The sequence below is a fragment of the Streptomyces sp. NPDC002520 genome, assembly GCF_053595235.1.
Genome location: NZ_JBSFXG010000016.1, coordinates 76,284 through 93,032, shown reverse-complemented (window position 1 = coordinate 93,032; position 16,749 = coordinate 76,284). Strand labels below are relative to the sequence as shown.

General features: G+C 71.4%; 16 protein-coding genes and 1 pseudogene. 3 read left to right on the top strand and 14 right to left on the bottom strand.

The genetic code is table 11. The features are described from left to right. Nucleotides 1-174: 174 nt before the first annotated feature. Nucleotides 175-738 carry a dihydrofolate reductase family protein gene (locus ACWD5D_RS22915; RefSeq protein ID WP_451374589.1) on the top strand — a complete coding sequence of 188 codons (564 nt, stop codon included), beginning with the start codon at nt 175-177 and terminating at the stop codon, nt 736-738. A 12-nt stretch (nt 739-750) separates the two neighbouring features. Here the strand turns inward: ACWD5D_RS22915 and ACWD5D_RS22910 are convergent. Beyond that, nucleotides 751-936, bottom strand: a pseudogene (locus ACWD5D_RS22910) (SDR family NAD(P)-dependent oxidoreductase); the annotation flags it as partial. 314 nt (nt 937-1,250) lie between these two features. On the opposite strand from ACWD5D_RS22910, the gene ACWD5D_RS22905 reads away from it, so the two are divergent. Together ACWD5D_RS22905 and ACWD5D_RS22900 are read left to right on the top strand one after the other, a co-directional pair. Next, on the top strand, nt 1,251-1,514 hold the full coding sequence (locus ACWD5D_RS22905) for a hypothetical protein (protein ID WP_451374588.1): 264 nt from the start codon (nt 1,251-1,253) through the stop codon (nt 1,512-1,514). After that, a complete protein-coding gene (locus ACWD5D_RS22900; protein WP_451374587.1) occupies nt 1,511-2,206 on the top strand; it encodes a phosphatase PAP2 family protein in 696 nt (231 codons plus the stop codon). The genes ACWD5D_RS22905 and ACWD5D_RS22900 overlap by 4 nt, the downstream gene beginning before the upstream one ends. Nucleotides 2,207-2,237: 31 nt before the next feature. Here the strand turns inward: ACWD5D_RS22900 and ACWD5D_RS22895 are convergent, their stop codons facing one another. The 13 genes from ACWD5D_RS22895 to ACWD5D_RS22835 are packed head-to-tail and all read right to left on the bottom strand — an operon-like array spanning nt 2,238 to nt 16,737. Further along, a complete protein-coding gene (locus ACWD5D_RS22895) occupies nt 2,238-3,602 on the bottom strand; it encodes a glutamate-1-semialdehyde 2,1-aminomutase (RefSeq protein ID WP_451374586.1) in 1,365 nt (454 codons plus the stop codon). Further along, complete coding sequence (gene rfbC, locus ACWD5D_RS22890; RefSeq protein ID WP_451374585.1) at nt 3,590-4,141, bottom strand: dTDP-4-dehydrorhamnose 3,5-epimerase; 552 nt, start codon at nt 4,139-4,141, stop codon at nt 3,590-3,592. Before rfbC ends, ACWD5D_RS22895 begins: the two co-directional genes overlap by 13 nt. Beyond that, nucleotides 4,138-5,370, bottom strand: coding sequence for a polysaccharide pyruvyl transferase family protein (locus tag ACWD5D_RS22885; protein ID WP_451374584.1), 1,233 nt, complete (start codon nt 5,368-5,370; stop codon nt 4,138-4,140). The genes rfbC and ACWD5D_RS22885 overlap by 4 nt, the downstream gene beginning before the upstream one ends. Next, the gene (locus ACWD5D_RS22880) at nt 5,367-6,314 is read right to left on the bottom strand and encodes a glycosyltransferase family 2 protein (RefSeq protein WP_451374583.1); all 948 of its coding nucleotides are present in this window, start codon (nt 6,312-6,314) and stop codon (nt 5,367-5,369) included. The genes ACWD5D_RS22885 and ACWD5D_RS22880 overlap by 4 nt, the downstream gene beginning before the upstream one ends. Continuing rightward, nucleotides 6,311-7,621, bottom strand: coding sequence for a hypothetical protein (locus tag ACWD5D_RS22875; protein ID WP_451374582.1), 1,311 nt, complete (start codon nt 7,619-7,621; stop codon nt 6,311-6,313). The genes ACWD5D_RS22880 and ACWD5D_RS22875 overlap by 4 nt, the downstream gene beginning before the upstream one ends. 5 nt (nt 7,622-7,626) lie before the next feature. After that, nucleotides 7,627-8,910 (bottom strand): DUF4910 domain-containing protein, encoded by a 1,284-nt coding sequence (locus ACWD5D_RS22870; RefSeq protein ID WP_451374581.1) that lies wholly within the window; start codon nt 8,908-8,910, stop codon nt 7,627-7,629. Continuing rightward, nucleotides 8,898-9,923 (bottom strand): NAD-dependent epimerase/dehydratase family protein, encoded by a 1,026-nt coding sequence (locus tag ACWD5D_RS22865; RefSeq protein WP_451374580.1) that lies wholly within the window; start codon nt 9,921-9,923, stop codon nt 8,898-8,900. The genes ACWD5D_RS22870 and ACWD5D_RS22865 overlap by 13 nt, the downstream gene beginning before the upstream one ends. Nucleotides 9,924-9,926: 3 nt before the next feature. Beyond that, on the bottom strand, nt 9,927-10,574 hold the full coding sequence (locus tag ACWD5D_RS22860) for a PIG-L deacetylase family protein (RefSeq protein ID WP_451374579.1): 648 nt from the start codon (nt 10,572-10,574) through the stop codon (nt 9,927-9,929). Beyond that, on the bottom strand, nt 10,571-11,368 hold the full coding sequence (locus ACWD5D_RS22855; protein WP_451374578.1) for a glucose-1-phosphate cytidylyltransferase: 798 nt from the start codon (nt 11,366-11,368) through the stop codon (nt 10,571-10,573). The genes ACWD5D_RS22860 and ACWD5D_RS22855 overlap by 4 nt, the downstream gene beginning before the upstream one ends. Then, entirely contained in the window at nt 11,365-12,666 is a 1,302-nt protein-coding gene (locus ACWD5D_RS22850; protein WP_451374577.1) for a class I SAM-dependent methyltransferase, read from the bottom strand. The genes ACWD5D_RS22855 and ACWD5D_RS22850 overlap by 4 nt, the downstream gene beginning before the upstream one ends. Then, nucleotides 12,666-13,940, bottom strand: a complete 1,275-nt coding sequence (locus ACWD5D_RS22845) for a glycosyltransferase (protein ID WP_451374576.1) — start codon at nt 13,938-13,940, stop codon at nt 12,666-12,668. The genes ACWD5D_RS22850 and ACWD5D_RS22845 overlap by 1 nt, the downstream gene beginning before the upstream one ends. A gap of 3 nt (nt 13,941-13,943) precedes the next feature. Next, on the bottom strand, nt 13,944-15,203 hold the full coding sequence (locus ACWD5D_RS22840; RefSeq protein ID WP_451374575.1) for an O-antigen ligase domain-containing protein: 1,260 nt from the start codon (nt 15,201-15,203) through the stop codon (nt 13,944-13,946). A gap of 1 nt (nt 15,204) precedes the next feature. After that, nucleotides 15,205-16,737: a right-handed parallel beta-helix repeat-containing protein gene (locus tag ACWD5D_RS22835; protein WP_451374574.1), complete on the bottom strand. Its 1,533-nt coding sequence runs from the start codon at nt 16,735-16,737 to the stop codon at nt 15,205-15,207. Nucleotides 16,738-16,749 lie beyond the last annotated feature (12 nt).

Genomic DNA, 16,749 nt, shown 5'->3' with positions numbered 1-16,749 from the left:
GGTGAGGTGCCGGTCCAGATCCCGCATGAGGGGAACACCGTTACCCATGTCAGTGAGGATTTCTCAACGAAGTGATCTCGTGAGGTGACTCGGCCCGGGGATCCCGCGAGCCGCGATGAGTCCCGCGGCGTCCGGCGGTCGTACTGTCGAACCCGTTACCGAGGAGGACTTCTGATGCGCAGCGTGACCTATTCGATGAACGTCTCACTTGACGGCTACATCGTCGGGCCGGACGGCGACTTCGACTGGACGGCGCCCGACGAGGAGGTCTTTCGCTCCTGGATCGACGAGATTCGAAACGTCGACGTCCACCTGTTGGGACGACGGCTGTACGAGACGATGCTGTACTGGGAAACCGCCGACCAGGATCCATCGCTCGACGACTCCATGCTCGAGTGGGCCGCGCTCTGGAAGCCGCTCCCCAAGGTGGTGTTCTCCACCACGCTGTCGGCGGTGCAGGGCCATGCCCGCCTGGCTTCGGGCGGCCTGGCAGAGGAGATCGAGCGGTTGCGAGCCGAGCCGGGCGAGGGCGACATCGCGATCGGCGGCGCGACTCTCGCCGCCGAGGCCGCCGCGTCGGGTCTGATCGACGAGTACCGGGCCAGGGTCTATCCGGTGCTGGTCGGCGGTGGCATTCCGTTCTTTCCCCAGCGCGAGCGCCGGGTGGATCTCGAACTCGTCGAGACCCGCACCTTCAGCTCGAGAGTCGTCTGCCTCCGCTACCGCGTGGCGCGTTAGCACCGAGCAACTGGTGACGTCGCCGATCACCGTGCGTACCGAGTCGCCGAGTTCGGCCCTGAGTTTGCCGAGCTTCTCCTCCGACCGGTCGAGGGCGACGACGCTCGCGCCCTCGGCGGTGAAGCGGTCGACGATGACGCGGCCGAGCCCGGAGCCGGCCCCGGTGACCACCACGGACGCGTTGTCGGGTCGAGCCATGGTCATCCCCCCCTTCACGAGGTGGTTCGAAGGGAGAGCGACGAACACGACGCCGCCGACGCTCGACACCGGATGGGTGGCCAAGGGCACGGTGGCCGGCGGCGAAGGGACAGAAACAGAAGAAGCGCGGGATGAACGTGCGGGTCGAGGGGCAGCGCGCTGTCAACGTCCCGGGCCAGGAACCGCGTTCAGATGTCACCCGATCGTGCAGCAGACCCTTTTTTTGCGAAGCTGTTTTTGGCACTGCTCGTATGTCTCCGTACGCCAAGATGATAGATCTGGCTTCGGGGACGCTACGAAACAGGGGGCTCGCGTTGGATCGCCTGGCAGGAGCGGAACTGGAAGTCGGCCTGGCCCAGTTCGTGCTTGACGGGTTCATCATCTTGCCCGATCCGGCCGCGCAGCCCGTGCAGGTGGACGATCCCCGCCATGTCGGCGGGCGGCAGTGGGCCGTTCTTGCGGGGCACGACCGCCGTCGGCACGGCGGCGGCGTCATCCCGCGACGCCTGACGCTGCGCACGGCAGGCACGAAGGTCAAGGTCACTACCGCGGGTCGACCGGAAGCGGTGGGCGTGTGACCGGCCGGCCGGCGCACGCGGCGCTGCCCCCGTCGCTGCGCGTGTGGCTCGGGCCGATCGCGGCCCTAGCCGTGCTGGTGGTCGTCGCGCTCGGAGTCCTGTACGCCGGCCACAGCGAGCCCGGCAGGGTGGACAGGTGGATCATCCGGCCGACGGCGGACAGTGTGCGGCCGCCGTGGCGGCACGCCGCTCTGGCCATGGACTTCCTGGGGGAGCCCACCGGAGCGGCCACGCTGGTCGCGGCCATCGTCACGGCCTGCCTTCTGCTGCGGCGTCCTCGCACAGCGGTGCTCGTCGTTGCCGGGGCCGGCGTGACCGTGGGCACGACGACACTGCTCAAGTCCCTGGTGGGACGCACCATCCACGGCGGGCACCTGTCCTACCCGAGCGGGCACACCGCCTTCGCCACCGCGCTCGCCCTCGTGGTGGCGCTGCTCGCGACCGGCCGGCTCGGCCTCGGAAGGACGGCCGGCACGTCACTCGTGCTCGCCGCGGCCCTGGTTGCCGGCGCCGCGATGGGGTGGGCGCAGGTCGCTCTGGGCGCGCACTACCCGACCGACGTCCTCGGCGGCTGGTGCACCGCGCTGGCGGTTGTTCCCGCGACCGCGTGGCTGGTCGACCGGATCGCCGACCGGATCAACGATCGGATCGACGACCGGAGGGCCGACGTCGGTCGGCGGGTACGACGCTGACGTCGCGTCACGTACGTCGCGTCACCTCACGTCACGCCAAGCGGCGGAACACGGGCTTCACCGGTCGCCCGGCCAGCCAAGGGGTGGGGTCGCCGGCGTCCAGCGCCTTTCGGTACACCGCACATGCCTGGGCCACCACGTCGACGGTGCGGTCGATGTCGGCGTCGTCAAGTGCGCTGCTCACCACGAACGACGGGGCCAGCACTCCGCCCGCGAGGAGGCGGCGCAGGAACAGGGTGCGGTACTCCTGCGACGGCTGCCGGTTCTCGTCGAGGGTGGCGAAGACCAGGTTGCTGGCCCGGCCCCGGACGACGACGTGATCGCCGACGCCCATGTCGGCCGCGGCATTCCGGACACCGGCGGCCAGCCGCTCGCCGAGGGCGTGCAGCCGCGCGGTGATGCCCTCCTCGACGTAGGTGGCCTGCACGGCCATCGCGGCTGCCAGGGAGTGCGTCTCCGCACCGTGCGTGGTGGACAGAAGGAACACCCGGTCGCCGGGGTGACGCAGCCCGCCCCGCTCCATCAGCTCGCGGCGCCCGGCCAGCGCGGAGACGGCGCATCCGTTGCCCAGCGCCTTGCCGAACGTGGAGAGGTCGGGGACGACGCCGTACAGACCCTGGGCGCCCGCCTCTGACCAGCGGAAGCCGGTGATCATCTCGTCGAAGATCAGTACGCTGCCGTGCCGGTCGGCCAGCTCGCGCAGGCCGGCGAGGTAGCCGGGCGGTGGCTCGGTGTGGCCGGCGGGTTCGAGGATCAGGCAGGCGACCTCGTCCTGGTACCGGGTGAGCAGCTCCTCCGTGGCGGCCAGGTCCCCGTACGGGAACGCCACGGTGAGCTCGGTGGTCGCCGCAGGAACACCGGCGGACATCGGAGTGGTGCCGATGAACCAGTCGTCGACGGAGAAGAACGGATGGTCGCCGCAGACGGCCACCCGCGGACGCCCGGTGACGGCGCGGGCGAGGCGCACCGCGGCGGTGGTGACGTCGGAGCCGTTCTTCGCGAACTTCACCATTTCCGCGGTCGGCACCGTGGCCAGGAAGCGTTCCGCGGCCTCGACCTCCACGATGGACGGCCGGACGAAGTTGCCGCCGCGGTCGAGTTCCCGCCGCACCGCCTCGATCACGCGTGGATGGGCGTGGCCGAGGCTGACCGACCGCAGGCCGGAGCCGTACTCGATGTAGCGGTTGCCGTCGATGTCCCACACATGGGCACCGCGTCCGTGGCTGATGACCGGGGCCAGGTTGTCGGGGTACTGGTCGTCGCCCTTGGCGTAGGTGTGCGCGCCTCCAGGGATCACGGCGTGCAGCCGCTCGTTCGCCCTCCGCGACCGGGGCAGGAGGAACTCCTCGGCCCCTTCGGTGTGTTCGGTGTCCAACGCCGACCTCACTTCTCGCATTGCTGCAGGGCCTCGGCGAGGCTCGGCGCCTCCCGGTCCCGCTGGGACATCGATGTGACCGGCAGCGGCCAGGGAATGTCGAGCTCCGGGTCGTCGAAGGCGATCGTCACGTCCTCGGCGGGATCGTGCGGGCGGTCGATCCGGTACGAGGTGTCGGCGGTTTCGGTCAGCGCCTGGAAGCCGTGCGCGCACCCCGCCGGGATGTACAGGGTCACCTGCGTCTCGCCGGACAGCTCGAAGGAGGCCACGTTGCGGTACGTCGGCGAGTCCGTCCGCAGGTCCACGACGACGTCGAAGATCCTCCCGTACGAGCACCGCACCAGCTTGGCCTCGCCGGCGCCGGAGCGCAGGTGCAGGCCGCGCAGGACGCCGCGGACCGAGCGGGACACGCTGTCCTGGACGAAGGTGTTCGGGTCGAGCCCCACCGAGCGGACCACGTCGGCGTCGAAGGTGCGGCAGAAGAAGCCGCGCTCGTCGGCGTACGGCGTCGGCTCGAACAGGTACGCGCCGGCGATCGCCGGGACTTCGGTCGCCTTCATGGAGCCTCCTGCATGGCGTGGGCGTGGTCGGTCGCCGGGAACAGAGCCGCGGTCAGGGCGGTGAACTGGTGCTCGAGTTGCCGGCGGGCGGTCAGGTTCTTCTCGGTGAGGGTCTGCCGCAGCTCGGCCGATCGCTGCTCCAGCGCCCGGAACTGGTCGAGCAGCCGGTCGGCGTCCACCTCGCGAGCCGGGTGACAGTAAGCGCCAAGCCCCATCCGGGCCATGAGCGCCTCGCTCTTCGCCGCGTAGCTGAGTGCGAGCGTCGGAGTGCCGGCCTTCAGCGCGCAGATCAGGTTGTGGTACCGGATCGCCACCACGGTGTCGGCAGCCGCCGTCTCCTTCATCAGGTCGGCGAGTGAGGACGTCTCGGCAGCGGTGACCAGCGGCGAGTCCACCGCGTCGAGGATCGCGGCGACCACCGGCGCGTCGACCTTGTCGCCGGTGAGCAGCCGGACCGGCCTTCCGTCGTCGACCAGTGCGCGGACGAAGCGAGTTGTCCCGTCGAGGTAGCGCCGGTGGATCTCCTCGGCCCGGGCGCGGTCGTCGTTTCCGCCGTGGAAGGCCATGACGCCGACGCAGACCGGGCCGGGCGACCCCGAGGGCGTGCTCGCCCGTGGCGTCGGCAGGGAGAACGCGAGGTCCGGGTAGACCTCGTCGCGCGCGGTGTCCACGCCCATCGCCCGCATCGCGTCGCGGGACTGGGTGTCCCGGTACGAGCGGTACGTGGCCAGCCGCGCCGACCAGCGCACCAGGGTTCGGGTCGGCCGGTTGCCGATCGCGGCGGCACCGACGCTGACCAGCGCGACCCGGGTGCGAAACAGCCGGCCGGACGCGCAGAGCAGGAACAGCGCGTACGGGAAGCCCCACGGCCGCAGCGGCAGCGTGGCCTCAAGGACGCCCATGCCCGGCACGATCACCACGTCGTGTCGGCGCACCCAGGCAGCGGTGCGGACGGCGTCCACAAGTTTGCCCAGACCCTTGGCCGCGATCGCGCCCGCACGTGACGCGGTCCGGTACTCCCCGCGGTACCAGTGCAGCCGTGTCGCGGGGATCCCGAACCGGGCTGCCACGGCCTCGGGTCCGCCGCACAGCGCGTCCACGACCGCCTCCGGGTGCTCGGCGCGGAGGTACCCGAGCACGGCCTCGAGCGATCCGTCGTTGCCGAGGTTGCCCGAGCCGAGCAGGCCGAACACCCCGACCCGCACGGGGGCCTTGTCCGCGGACGTCATGCCTGCCTCCCCTCACGGCCGGCGACGAGGGCGTCGACGGAGACGGTGAGCGGGCCCGGGTCGACCGGGACGCGGTCCTCGACCCGCTCGCCGGCGCCAGGCCGGGCCCGGCTGGTCATCCATGCGGCCAGGTGGCGGTAGCACGCGCGCCGGTCGGACGGGGACAACGGCGCCCGCCGGATCGCCGCGACGAAGCCCCAGACGTACTCGGCGAGCAGCCGCGGTGTCGGGTGCAGCGGGCCTGCCCGTCGCGGGTCCAGGTTGACGCACCGGGAGCGCTTGGAAGGGTTCGCCCGCTCGGCGCGGGTGGGATGGTCGCGACGGAAGTACAGCAGTTCCGGCACCTGGTGGAAGGGACCGTGCAGGCCGATCTCGGTGACGAACGTGCGGTCCGCGTGATGGTAGCTGTCGAGCGGCTTGACCCGGCGCAGCACGTCGGCCCGCATCACCCCGTAGAAGTCGTCGCCACCGGGCTCGAACAGCATGCTTCGGAAGCGCTCCGGAGGGTGCGGTGAGCCGGTGGCGAGCCCGTACTCGTACGGGACCTTCACCTGGCCGTCGCCGTCGATGACCGCCTGGTCGGCGTGCGCGAGGATCACGTCCGGCCGCTCGTCCAGCGCCTGAACGCAGCGCCGCAGCAGGTCCCGGGCGTACAGGTCGTCGTGCGAGGCCCACTTGAACAGCTCGCCGCGACACTCGGTGAACACGTGGTTGTGGTTCGGCGCGGCGCCGATGTTCCGGGGCAGCCGGAGGTAGCGGATGCGCGAGTCCCGCGCGGCGTACCGGCGGCAGATGTCCCCGGTCCCGTCGGTCGAGGCGTTGTCGGAGATGACCAGCTCGAAGTCCTCGTAGGTCTGCCCGAGCAGGGCGTCGAGCGACTCGGCCAGGTACTCCTCGCCGTTGTAGACGGGCAGGCCGATGCTCAGCCTGGGTTGGGCGGTCATGAGGTCCTCACTTCGGGGATGGGATTCTGGTGGCGCTCGCGCAGGGCGGACCGCAGTTGCAGCCACCACAGGGCCGAGCCGCTGACGGTCGCGGCGGCGACACCCCAGGCCGAGCCGACGGTGCCGGCGGCTGCCGCCCCGCCGAGCCCGCCGCTGACGTAGCAGGTGGAGGCGAACAGCTGACAGCGCAGGCTGCGCCGGGCCGCGCCGAGCGCACGCAGACCGGCCGCCGCGCCGGTGCCGAGGCCGGCGCCCGCGACGCCGAGGGTGATCGGCACGATGAGCTGTGAAGCGGAGTGCCAGACGCTGCCGAGCACCAACTCGCCGAGCCGGCCCGGCATCAGGAGCAGCGCCGTGCCCCAGACCAGCGCACCGGCGGCCTGTCCCCCGCCCAGCAGGAGGCAGAACGTGCCGAGCCGGTGCGGGGCCCGCCGCAGCACCCGTGCCGCCTCCGGGACGGTGACCAGCGAAAGACCCATCAGCACCGCGAGGAACGGGCCGAGCAGGAGCTCGGCGCCCCGCACCGCACCCACCGCGCCGACCCCGACGATCGCGCCGAGTCCGTAGGCCCGCAGCTGACTCGCGCCACTGAGGCTGACGTTCTCGACCAGGTACCGGTAGCCGAGGTCGCGCTGCTCGCGAAGCCACCCGCGCGCCTCGGTCATCCGGGACCGGATGCCGGACTGGAGGTAGCCGTACCCCGCCGCCACCGTGGCGGACGCACCCCAGGCGAGCACGAACGCGGCCACGCTGCCCACACGGGCCGCCACCACCATGGCCGGGACGAGTGCGACGCCCCACACGACGTCGTTGACGAACGCCTTCCGCCCGGCGCCGGCGGCGAAGAACGAGAACCGCCAGGCGTCCTGCAGCAGCAGCCCCGGCAGCGTGACGCCGAGGGCGGCGAACGCGGGCCCCACGCGGCCGCCGAGGCCGAGCCCGGCCACCAGACACACCGCGCCGATGCCGGCACCGACGCCGAGTGCGGTACCCGTCGACCGGGCGACCGCCCCGCGCCAGGACGCCTCCGGCACGCCGCTGAAGCGCACCACGAGCGGATCGGTGGCAAGGCCGCGGGAGACGTTGAGCACCACGCCGTACGTCACCCAGGCGAGGCTGAACACGCCGAACGCGGTCACTCCCAGTGAGCGGGCCACGTAGATGCCCACCACGAAGTTGCTCACGCTGGAGGCCGCCTGGTCGGCCAGTCCCCAGGACAGCCGGCCGACGAGGGCCCGCCTGGCGGACCGCCGGGCATGCCGGGCCGGGCCTGCCCGTGCCGTCGTCTTCTCCCCCTCGATGGTCATCGGCGTCACGCCTTGATCAGTTCGGCGCCGCACAGGGCGTCGGCCGCGTCGGCGACGGCGCTGAACGGCAGCCCGGACCGCTCGGTGACGTCCAGCAGACTGTGCTCGCCGTCGGAGAGGCTCAGCACCCAGAGCATGGCCATCTGGGCCTGCTTCGCGTCGCTGCGGCCGCCGAGCGAGTCGTACAACCCACGCCGTCCCAGCTGTGGTTCGCCGTAGGGGCTGAGGTTGAGGTACCGCCGGTTGCGGTCGAGCACGGCGAATGCCTCGCGGCAGACGGCGAGCGTGTCCGCCATCGCCTCCGGGCGGACGAAATCCACGTTGTCCGCCGAGGTGTGGTACTCGGGGTAGCCGGCGTACGGGGTCCGGCTGAGCGAGCCCACGCCGAGATCGAACCCGGGCGAGCAGAACTGCCGCTCGTCGTAGCCGTACGGAGTGAACTCGGCGATACGGTGCGGGCGTTCGGACGCGAGCAGCACGTGCCGCATCACCCGGTCGATCTCCGCGTCGCCGCGCCTGCTCTGCTTGTACGTCAGTCGGCCCGGGTCCCCGGCGCAGGCCAGCACGAGGCCGTGCTTGACCCGGTCGATCCGCTCCGCGTTGCGGGCCAGCCAGGTGATCGCCCCGATGGTGCCGGGCGCGTAGATGAACCGGTAGGTGTAGTAGGGCGTCTGCTCCGCCAGTGACCGGGCCAGGAACGTCGCCACCGCGATGCCGGCCAGGTTGTCGTTGGCCAGCGACGGGTGGCAGACGTGGCAGGAGACGATCACCTCGTCGGGGACGTGCCCGGGGACCACGTGCTCGGCGTAGGTGAGGTGGCCGTCCGCGAGTGTGGAGTCGATGCGCACCTCGTACTCGCCGTCCGGCAGCGCGTCCAGGGTCTCCTGGGCCAGGCAGAACCCCCATTCCGGCTTGTAGTAGCTGGTGCGGTAGGGCACCCAGGCCGGGTGGTCCGGCAGGGTGTGCAGGTGCGCGCGAAGCTCGGCCAGCGGCATGGTCGCCGAGACGGGCACGCTGTAGCCGAGCACGTGCAGGCTGGACGCGGCGAAGTCGACGACCCGGCGGCCGGCGGTGTCGGCGATGTACGCGTCCTTGATGTTCCACTCCTGCGGCACCGTCCAGTCGAGCACCTGGGTCCCGGTCGGCACCTCGTGCATCTGCAGCGGGACGTACTCGCCGACGATCTTCAGGGTGGCGCGCACACCGTCGCCGGTGATGCTCCGGCACAGCGGGTACAGCCGCTCCACCAGCGCGTGCATCTCTTCGCCGGCGTCGGTCACCGGCGCCACCGCAGGGTGTCGTCGACGGCGCCGGCGTCGGACGCCGCGCGCAGCACGGCAAGACGGGTGAAGCGTTGCTCGAAGTCCTCCCGGGTCAGCCCGTGTTTCCGGTAGGCGTCGGCGAGTTCGAGGGCGCCCTGCTTCACCGTCCACTCGCAGTCGAAGCCGGGCACCGCGGCGCGGAACCGGGAGAAGTCCACCCTGTACGACCGCGGATCGGCACCCGTCTCCCCCGTGATCACCACCTTCGAGCCGGTCACCGCCTCGGCGACCTGCTCGGCGATCTCGGCGACCGTGACGTTGTTGATCTCGCTGCCGATGTTGAACGCCCGGTCGTGCACCGCTTCGCGCGGCGCGGTCAGCGCGGCCGTGAAGGCCCGTGCGATGTCGGCGGCGTGCACCAGCGGGCGCCAGGGGGTGCCGTCGGAGAGCACCAGCACCTCGCCGGACAGGAGCGCGTGGCCCACCAGGTTGTTCAGCACGATGTCGGCGCGCAGCCGGGGTGAATAGCCGAAGGCTGTGGCGTTGCGCATGTACACCGGACTGAAGTCGCCGTCGGAGAGCGCGTGCAGGTCGTCCTCCACCCGCACTTTGGACTCCGCGTACGGTGTCACCGGCCGCAGCGGGGCGTCCTCGGCCACCAGGTCGTCACCGCCGGCGGCACCGTAGACCGAGCACGTCGACGCGTACAGGAAGCGCCGCACTCCGGCGTCGCGAGCCAGCCGGGCCAGCCGCACGGACGCGTGGTGGTTGATGTCGTAGGTGAGCTCCGGCGCCAGCGAGCCCAGCGGGTCGTTGGACAGCGCGGCCAGGTGGATCACGGCGTCCACCCCGGCCACGTGGTCGGCCGTGATGTCGCGCAGGTCCACCCGCGGCCCCGGCGGGTCCGCGGGTGTCGGGCCAAGGACGCAGTCGGCGAACAGGCCGGCGTCGAGACCGACGACCTCGTGCCCGGCGGCCGCGAGGACCGGGGCCATCACGGTGCCCAGGTAGCCCTGGTGCCCGGTCAGCAGTACGCGCAAGGTTCAATCCCCCAGGTCGAGAGTGAGTTTGGTGACGGCGAACGCCTCGGCGTAGCGCGCCTGGCATTCGATGCCGCGGATTCGGGCGAGGCCGAGGAAGGCCTCGCGGTCGTACCAGGGCCGGTGCCGTTGCGAGGGGTAGTGCTCCTGCAGCAGCCGCACCTTCTGTTCGGCGATCTTTGGCGACAGCGGCTGGTAGGCCGCCGGACGGCCGAGATCGCCGTCCCACTTGACGATCTCGTAGCCGAGCACGAGGTGGTCGCGGAACGCGGTGGGTATCAGCTTCGCCAGGCCGCGGTGATCCTGGTGCGCGTCGTCGGTGCGCGGGGCCAGCACGAGGTCCGGCTCCGTCCCCGCGCGCAGTTCCTCGACCGCGGCCTTGGCCTCGTCCCAGTGCGCGGGCAGCCGCCCGTCCGGCAACTTGTGCACGGTGAGGCGCAGTTCGGCGCCCGGGCAGAAGGCGGCGAGCGCGGCCTGCTCCTCCTGCTCCCGCTCGCCGCCACCACCGGAGAGCACCAGCGCGTCGACGCGGATGCCCGGCCGCGCGAGGCACATCGTCAGCAGCGTGCCACCGGCGCCGATGGTGATGTCGTCGCAGTGCGCACCCACCGCGACGATCCGGTCCAGGCTCCCGGCCCCGAGCCGGATCACGCGGTCCCCACAGCGACGCCGTCCCGTTCCCACACGGCCCACGGGCGCTCGCCCCGGGCGTAGCCGGCGTCGAGCGCGGCCCGCTCCTTCACGGTGTCGGTCGGCTTCCAGAAGCCGCGGTGCTGATGCGCCACCAACCGTCCGCGTTTGGCCAGTTGGGCGCATCCGTCGGCGACCAGGTCCCCGTTCTCCGGGATGTGGTCGAAGACCTCCTGGCGGAGCACGAAGTAGCCGCCGTTCTCCCACAGCGGCAGTTCGCTCACCGCGGTGATACCGCCCACCAGGCCGTCCTCGCCCAGGTCCACGCAGTGGAACGAGGACTGCGGCGGCACCACCATCATCGACGCACCGGCGTCGCGCCGGGCGAACCGGTCGATCATCTCCGGCAGCGGGGCATCGGTGAGCACGTCGGCGTAGTTGGCGAGGAACATCTCGTCGCCGTCCAGGTGGTGCCGCACCCGGCGCAGCCGTTCCCCGATCGGTGACTCGATGCCGGTCTGCGCGAACGTGATCGTCCAGTCGGCGATGTCGGTGGACAGCAGCTCGGTCCGCCCGCCCCGCAGCACGAAGTCGTTGGACGTCGTCTCCTCGTAGTTGAGGAAGAAGTCCTTGATGTGGTGCGCCCCGTACCCGAGGCACAGGATGAACTCCGTGTGCCCGAAGTGCGCGTAGTAGCGCATGACGTGCCAGATCAGCGGCCGGGGGCCGACCATCGCCATCGGCTTGGGCACGTCGTCCGCGGCGCCGCTGCGCATCCGCATCCCGTAACCGCCGCAGAACAGAACGACCTTCATGACTCGACCTCGACAATGCTCAGTTCCGGGATGGGAAAGACAAGGCGGCCGCCCCAGTCGTGCACGAAGGACAGCTGCTCGACCAGTTCGGCCCGCAGGTTCCACGGGAGGACGAGGACGTAGTCCGGTTTGTCGGCGGCTATCTGCTCGGGCGGCAGGATCGGGATGCGGGTGCCCGGGGTGAACCGGCCGTGCTTGTAGGGATTGCGGTCGACCGTGTACGCAAGCAGGTCGGGGCGGATGCCGCAGTGGTTGAGCAGGGTGTTGCCCTTGCCCGGGGCGCCGTAGCCGACGACCGTCTCGCCGCGCTCGGCCGCCTCGATGAGGAACCGCAGGAGGTCCCGGCGCACCTTGGCCACCCGAGCCGAGAACTCGGCGTAACCCGACAGCTCCTGCAGTCCGGCGGCCTTCTCCCGGGCCAGCACGTCGGCCACCCTTCCCCAAGCTCTCGACTCCTCCCCCAGCCTTCGGCCGGGAGGGGCCCCCAGAGCAGGGGATACCCCATCGGCCGGCTCGCCGGCCGCCTCGGCCGGCCGGGCCCACAAACGGATCGAGCCGCCGTGCGTGGGCAGCAACTCGACGTCCACGAGCGCGAGTCCGCCGCTGGCCAGCGCCCGGATCGCGGACGCGACCGTGTAGTACTGGAAGTGCTCGTGATAGATCGTGTCGTACTGGTTCTCCTCGATCAGGGTCAGCAGGTGCTGCACCTCGATGGAGACCCAGCCGTCGTCGGCGACCAGGGCACGCAGCCCCCGGGTGAACCCGACCACGTCGGGGATGTGCGCGTACACGTTGTTGGCCACGACCAGGTCCGCCGGGCCGTGCTCGGCGCGGACGGCCGAGCCGGTGTCCGGGGACAGGAACTCCGTGAGTGTGGGCACACCGGCGTCCCGCGCCGCGGCACCGACGTTCACCGACGGTTCGATGCCGAGGCAGCGGATCCCCCGGTCCACCACGTGCTTCAGCAGGTACCCGTCGTTGCTCGCGACCTCGACCACGAACGCGTCGGCGCCGAGACCCACCCGCCGCACGGCGTCGGTGACGAATGTGCGCGCGTGCTCCACCCAGGAGGTCGAGTAGGAGGAGAAGTACGCGTACTGCGTGAACGTCTCCTCCGGCGTGATCAGCGGAGGGATCTGCGCGAGCCAGCAGTCGGTGCAGACCCGCAGGTGCAGCGGGTACGCCGGCTCCGGCTGGTCCAGTTGGTCCGCGGCGAGAAAGCTCTCACACGGTGGCGTCGCCCCAAGATCGACGACGCTCGCCATCGCTTCCGAGCCGCAGAGTCGGCATCGTGTCATCAACTGCCCCCATCCCGCTCACGCGGGCGCACCCGTCGCGAGCCAGTTCTCTCGTCCCCTACTGGCGGCGGGCCGTCCCCGCCGCCTGACCGACCCGCGATCGCGGTGCGGTACCCCTCCACCAGGCGCTCCAGCCCGACGGCCGGGCTGAAACCCTGCTCGTAACGGTGCCTGGCCGCCCGGCCCATCTCCTGGTTGCGTGCCGGGTCGGCCGTGATCCGGCGCAGGCACGAGGCGAGCGAGGCGGGATCGCCCGGCCGGTGCAGCAGTCCGGTCACCCCGTCCTCGACGATTTCGACGAAGGCGCCGTGACCGGCGGCGACCGCCGGGACCCCCGCCGCCATCGCCTCCGCGATCACCAGGCCGAACGTCTCCAGGGCCATCGAGGGAGCCACTACGGCGACCGATCGCGCGAGGGCCTGCCGGCACTCCGCCGCGTCGTACAGGCCGACGTACCGCACGTCGTCCCGGCCCCCCGCCCAGGCGGTCACCTCGTGCTCCAGCTGCCCCGCGCCGGCGACCACGAGCGGCACGCCCACACCGCCGTCCGCGGCGATCTCGTCCCACGCGGCCATGAGCAGCCGCATGCCCTTGGCCTCCTCGAGCCGGCCGAGATAGAGCAGTTGCTCGCCGGCGCCCGCGCGGCAGGCACCCGGGTCGGGCACGAAGTTGTGCTTCACCGCAAGCCGCTCGGACGGCATGCCGGCCCGCACCAGGACGTCGCGCTGCGTCGCGGAGACACAGAAGAACCGCTCCACGCCGGACCACCACCGCCGCCGGTTGACCGACAGGCTGACCGCGAGCGGCACCGTCGCCAGCCGGGAGCCCCGGTAGCAGCCGTGCCGGACGGCGGGCAGCGCCGCCGCCGACCCGACGCACTCGGTGCACGTCCGGCCGTCCCGCTTCAGCGTGCCGGGCGGGCAGACCTGGGTGTAGTTGTGCAGTGTGGCGACGGCGGGCACGCCGGCGTCGGCGCAGGCGGCCAGCACCGCGGGCGACAGGAGCGGGAAGACGTTGTGGACGTGCACCACGTCCGGCCGCTCGGTGCGAAGCCGGGCGGCGAGCTCTGTGCGGACCGCGGGGTTCCACGGCACCAGCAGCGGCACCGCGGCCTTGCCCGGCAGGGACCGGGCGGCGATGTCGTCGCTGCGCCGCTCGAACACCCCGACCCGGTGGCCGGCCGCGCGCAGCAGTCCCACCTCCCGGTCGACGACCATGTTCTCCCCGCTCGGCTGCGCCGAGGAGTAGCGGTTGTGCACTACGAGGACGTGCATGCTTCAGGCCACCTCCCGGTCCCGGATCCAGCCCGGGACACGTCGTCGGGGGACTTCGGGCGTCGAGGGGGGCGTCGTCAGGGGCGTGGCCGCGGCAGGTGCCACCAGCAGCGAGGCGGCCAGGGCCAGATGCAGCAGATACGCCGAGGCGTCGCCCAGCCCGACCTCGGTGTACGACGAGATCGCGACGTAGCTGATCAGGAAGATCGCGCAGGCCCTCGGCAGCGACGGTGGCCGCAGCAACGCGACGGCGCCCAGCACGATGATGATCGCCGCCACGAGGGTGACGCCGATCAGACCCTGCTCGTTGTAAACGGCCAGCCAGCTGTTGTCGATCGGCAGCCCGTCGAACGACTTGTCGCCCAGGCCCGTGCCCAACAGCTTCTCCGCGGTCGTCCGGGGCGCTGCCAGCAGGGCATCCCAGACCTTGGCCCGACCGGTGAAGCTGGCGAAGTTCTCCTGGCTCTGTCCACGCAGGAACCACGCGTGCAGCGCGGAGCCGAACCCCACCCCGGCCACCGTGGCGCACAGCACGGCCCAGGCGAAGAACCGGCGGGCGGCGGCGCTGGTCAGGACGAGCGAGCCGATGGCCAGCAGCAACCCGATGAGCAGGCCGACCGTGGCCGTCCGGGTATGGCTCAGCGCGAGCAGGACGAGTGACGGCACGATGATCACCGCCGCGCTCGCCCTGTCGGTCCGGCGGCCCAGGAGGAGCAGCACGGTGAGCCCGATGATCACTGCGGCGTACTGTCCGATCTGCGGCGGGGTGAGCGGCCACAACGCGCCGACCAGCCGCCCCCCGTAGAGCTCGGGCATGGCCGCGCCCGGCGAGATGACCAGGCCGGCGGCTGCCGTCCCGAGCGCCGCGAAGTACATCCGGATGTGGTATCGGACGAACGTCAGGTTGCCGTCCCACCAGCGGCTCAGCAGCCACAGCGTGCCGCTGAAGAGAGCCAGCCTGGCGCAGCGGAACAGCGAGCCGAACCCGGACTCCAGGTGCACGCTGGCGATCACGCTCGGCACCAGCAGCAGGGTGAGCAGGAACAAGAAGGCGCTGGCCCGGATGCGCAGCCGGGGATTGAGTGCGAGCGCCAGCGTGAACGCGGCGGCCAGCGCGCCCATGGTGACCAACTGGATGAGGGAGCGGGGCAGCGGGACGATGGTCTTCGCCCCGGCGGAGCCGAGCACGTTGAGGCCCAGCAGTGCCCAGGCGATCCCGACGGTCCGCGGTGTGCGGGCCGTGCGCGTCAGATCCCCTTCCATCTCAACCACCCGCCCGTGGGCCGAAGGTGCTGCCCGCGTCCTGCCGGTACGGCATGGCCTTCCACTGCCGGGAGTCGAGCACCCGGCCCGGGTCGTGGACCACGAACTTCCATGGCCCGACGTAGACGTTGTCGTGCCAGCGGTTGTGCTGCGTGCGGGTGATCGCCTCGGCCACCCGCCCGCCCTTGTACGGCGACCAGTCCGGAGAGGTGCCGTCGTCGGCCAGCACCGCCATTCGGTCGCACCTCGCCGTGCAACCGACGACGGACTTGTCCAGCACGAAGCGGTTGTCGTGGATGTCCACCCGCTGGGTCTTCCACCGGCAGTCGGCGTAGAGCGGTGCGGTGGCGATCGCCGGCTGTGTGCAGCGGTGGGTGTCCCGTACCAGCAATGTGCAGTAGTCGGAGGAGGTGTTGACCGGGCTGTTGCAGAACCGGTCGGCGCTTTCCCACAGGGTGATCCCGTTCCAGTTGTTCTCCAGCACGTTCCGGTAGATCTCGATCTTGTCCGTGCGGGCTTTGACCCGTGGTTCGCCGCCGGCTTCGGACACGTAGACGGTCGCGAACGGGAAGTCGTCGCCGCTGTCGGCCGAACCGCGGCCCTCGACCCAGTTGTTGCGCCGGATCGTGTTCCCCCGGATGACCGCGTTGTAGCTGGTCTCGAAGATCAGCGCGGCACCGTCGTTGGCCTCGATGACGTTGTCCTCGATGAGGAAGTCGTTGTCGTTCGTGTCCGCCCACAACCCGGCTCCGCGGTTGTCGTGCACCCAGTTGCCGCGTATGTCCGCGCCGTTGACGGCCCAGAACTTGGCGCCCGCGGTGCAGCCGCAGCCCGGCTGCCGCCGCTCCCAGTCGTCGGTGTTGTTGCCCACGATCTCGTTGCCCTCGACCACCAGGCCGCGGATGGAGTCGCCTGCCTTGTACCCGTTGATGCCGTACTGTCCGTTGTCGCGCAGGCAGCTGGCGCGGACCCGCTGGCGGGCACCGGCCATCATCCCGGCGCCGGAGTTGTACTGGATCTTCGCGTGCTCGATCACCCACCCGTCGGCCGAGTCGTGGTTGACCACGCCCTCGTCGTGCGGCGCCACGAAACCCTGCACGGTCAGATAGCGGATGGTGACATCGCCGGCGGTGCCGCCGAACGCGTACTGGTTCTTCTTCCGGCCGTCGAGCACCGCGCCGGGCGCGCCGAGGTAGCTGTCCCCCTCCTTGGGGAGGACCTGGTCGTAGCGGCCCGGCTCGAGCCTGTGCGTGCCCGGTCGAAGCCAGAACGTGGTGTTCGGGGGGCTGCTCAGGGTCTTCGCAGCCAGGTCACCGATCACCGCGGGGTCGACCGTCACCGCGCCCGCCGGCGCCTTCGCCGGCCCGGCCGCGGGCCTGGCACACACCCGGGCCACGGACGTGGCCGGCGCGGCGGTCGGCTTCTGCCGCACGCCCGGCGTGCTCGCACAGCCGGTCGCCGACGCCACGGCCAGCGCCAGCGCCAGCGCCAGCGGTGCCGTCGGCAACGCCCAGTGCCGCGACTTGATTCCCAAGCGTCCTTCCCC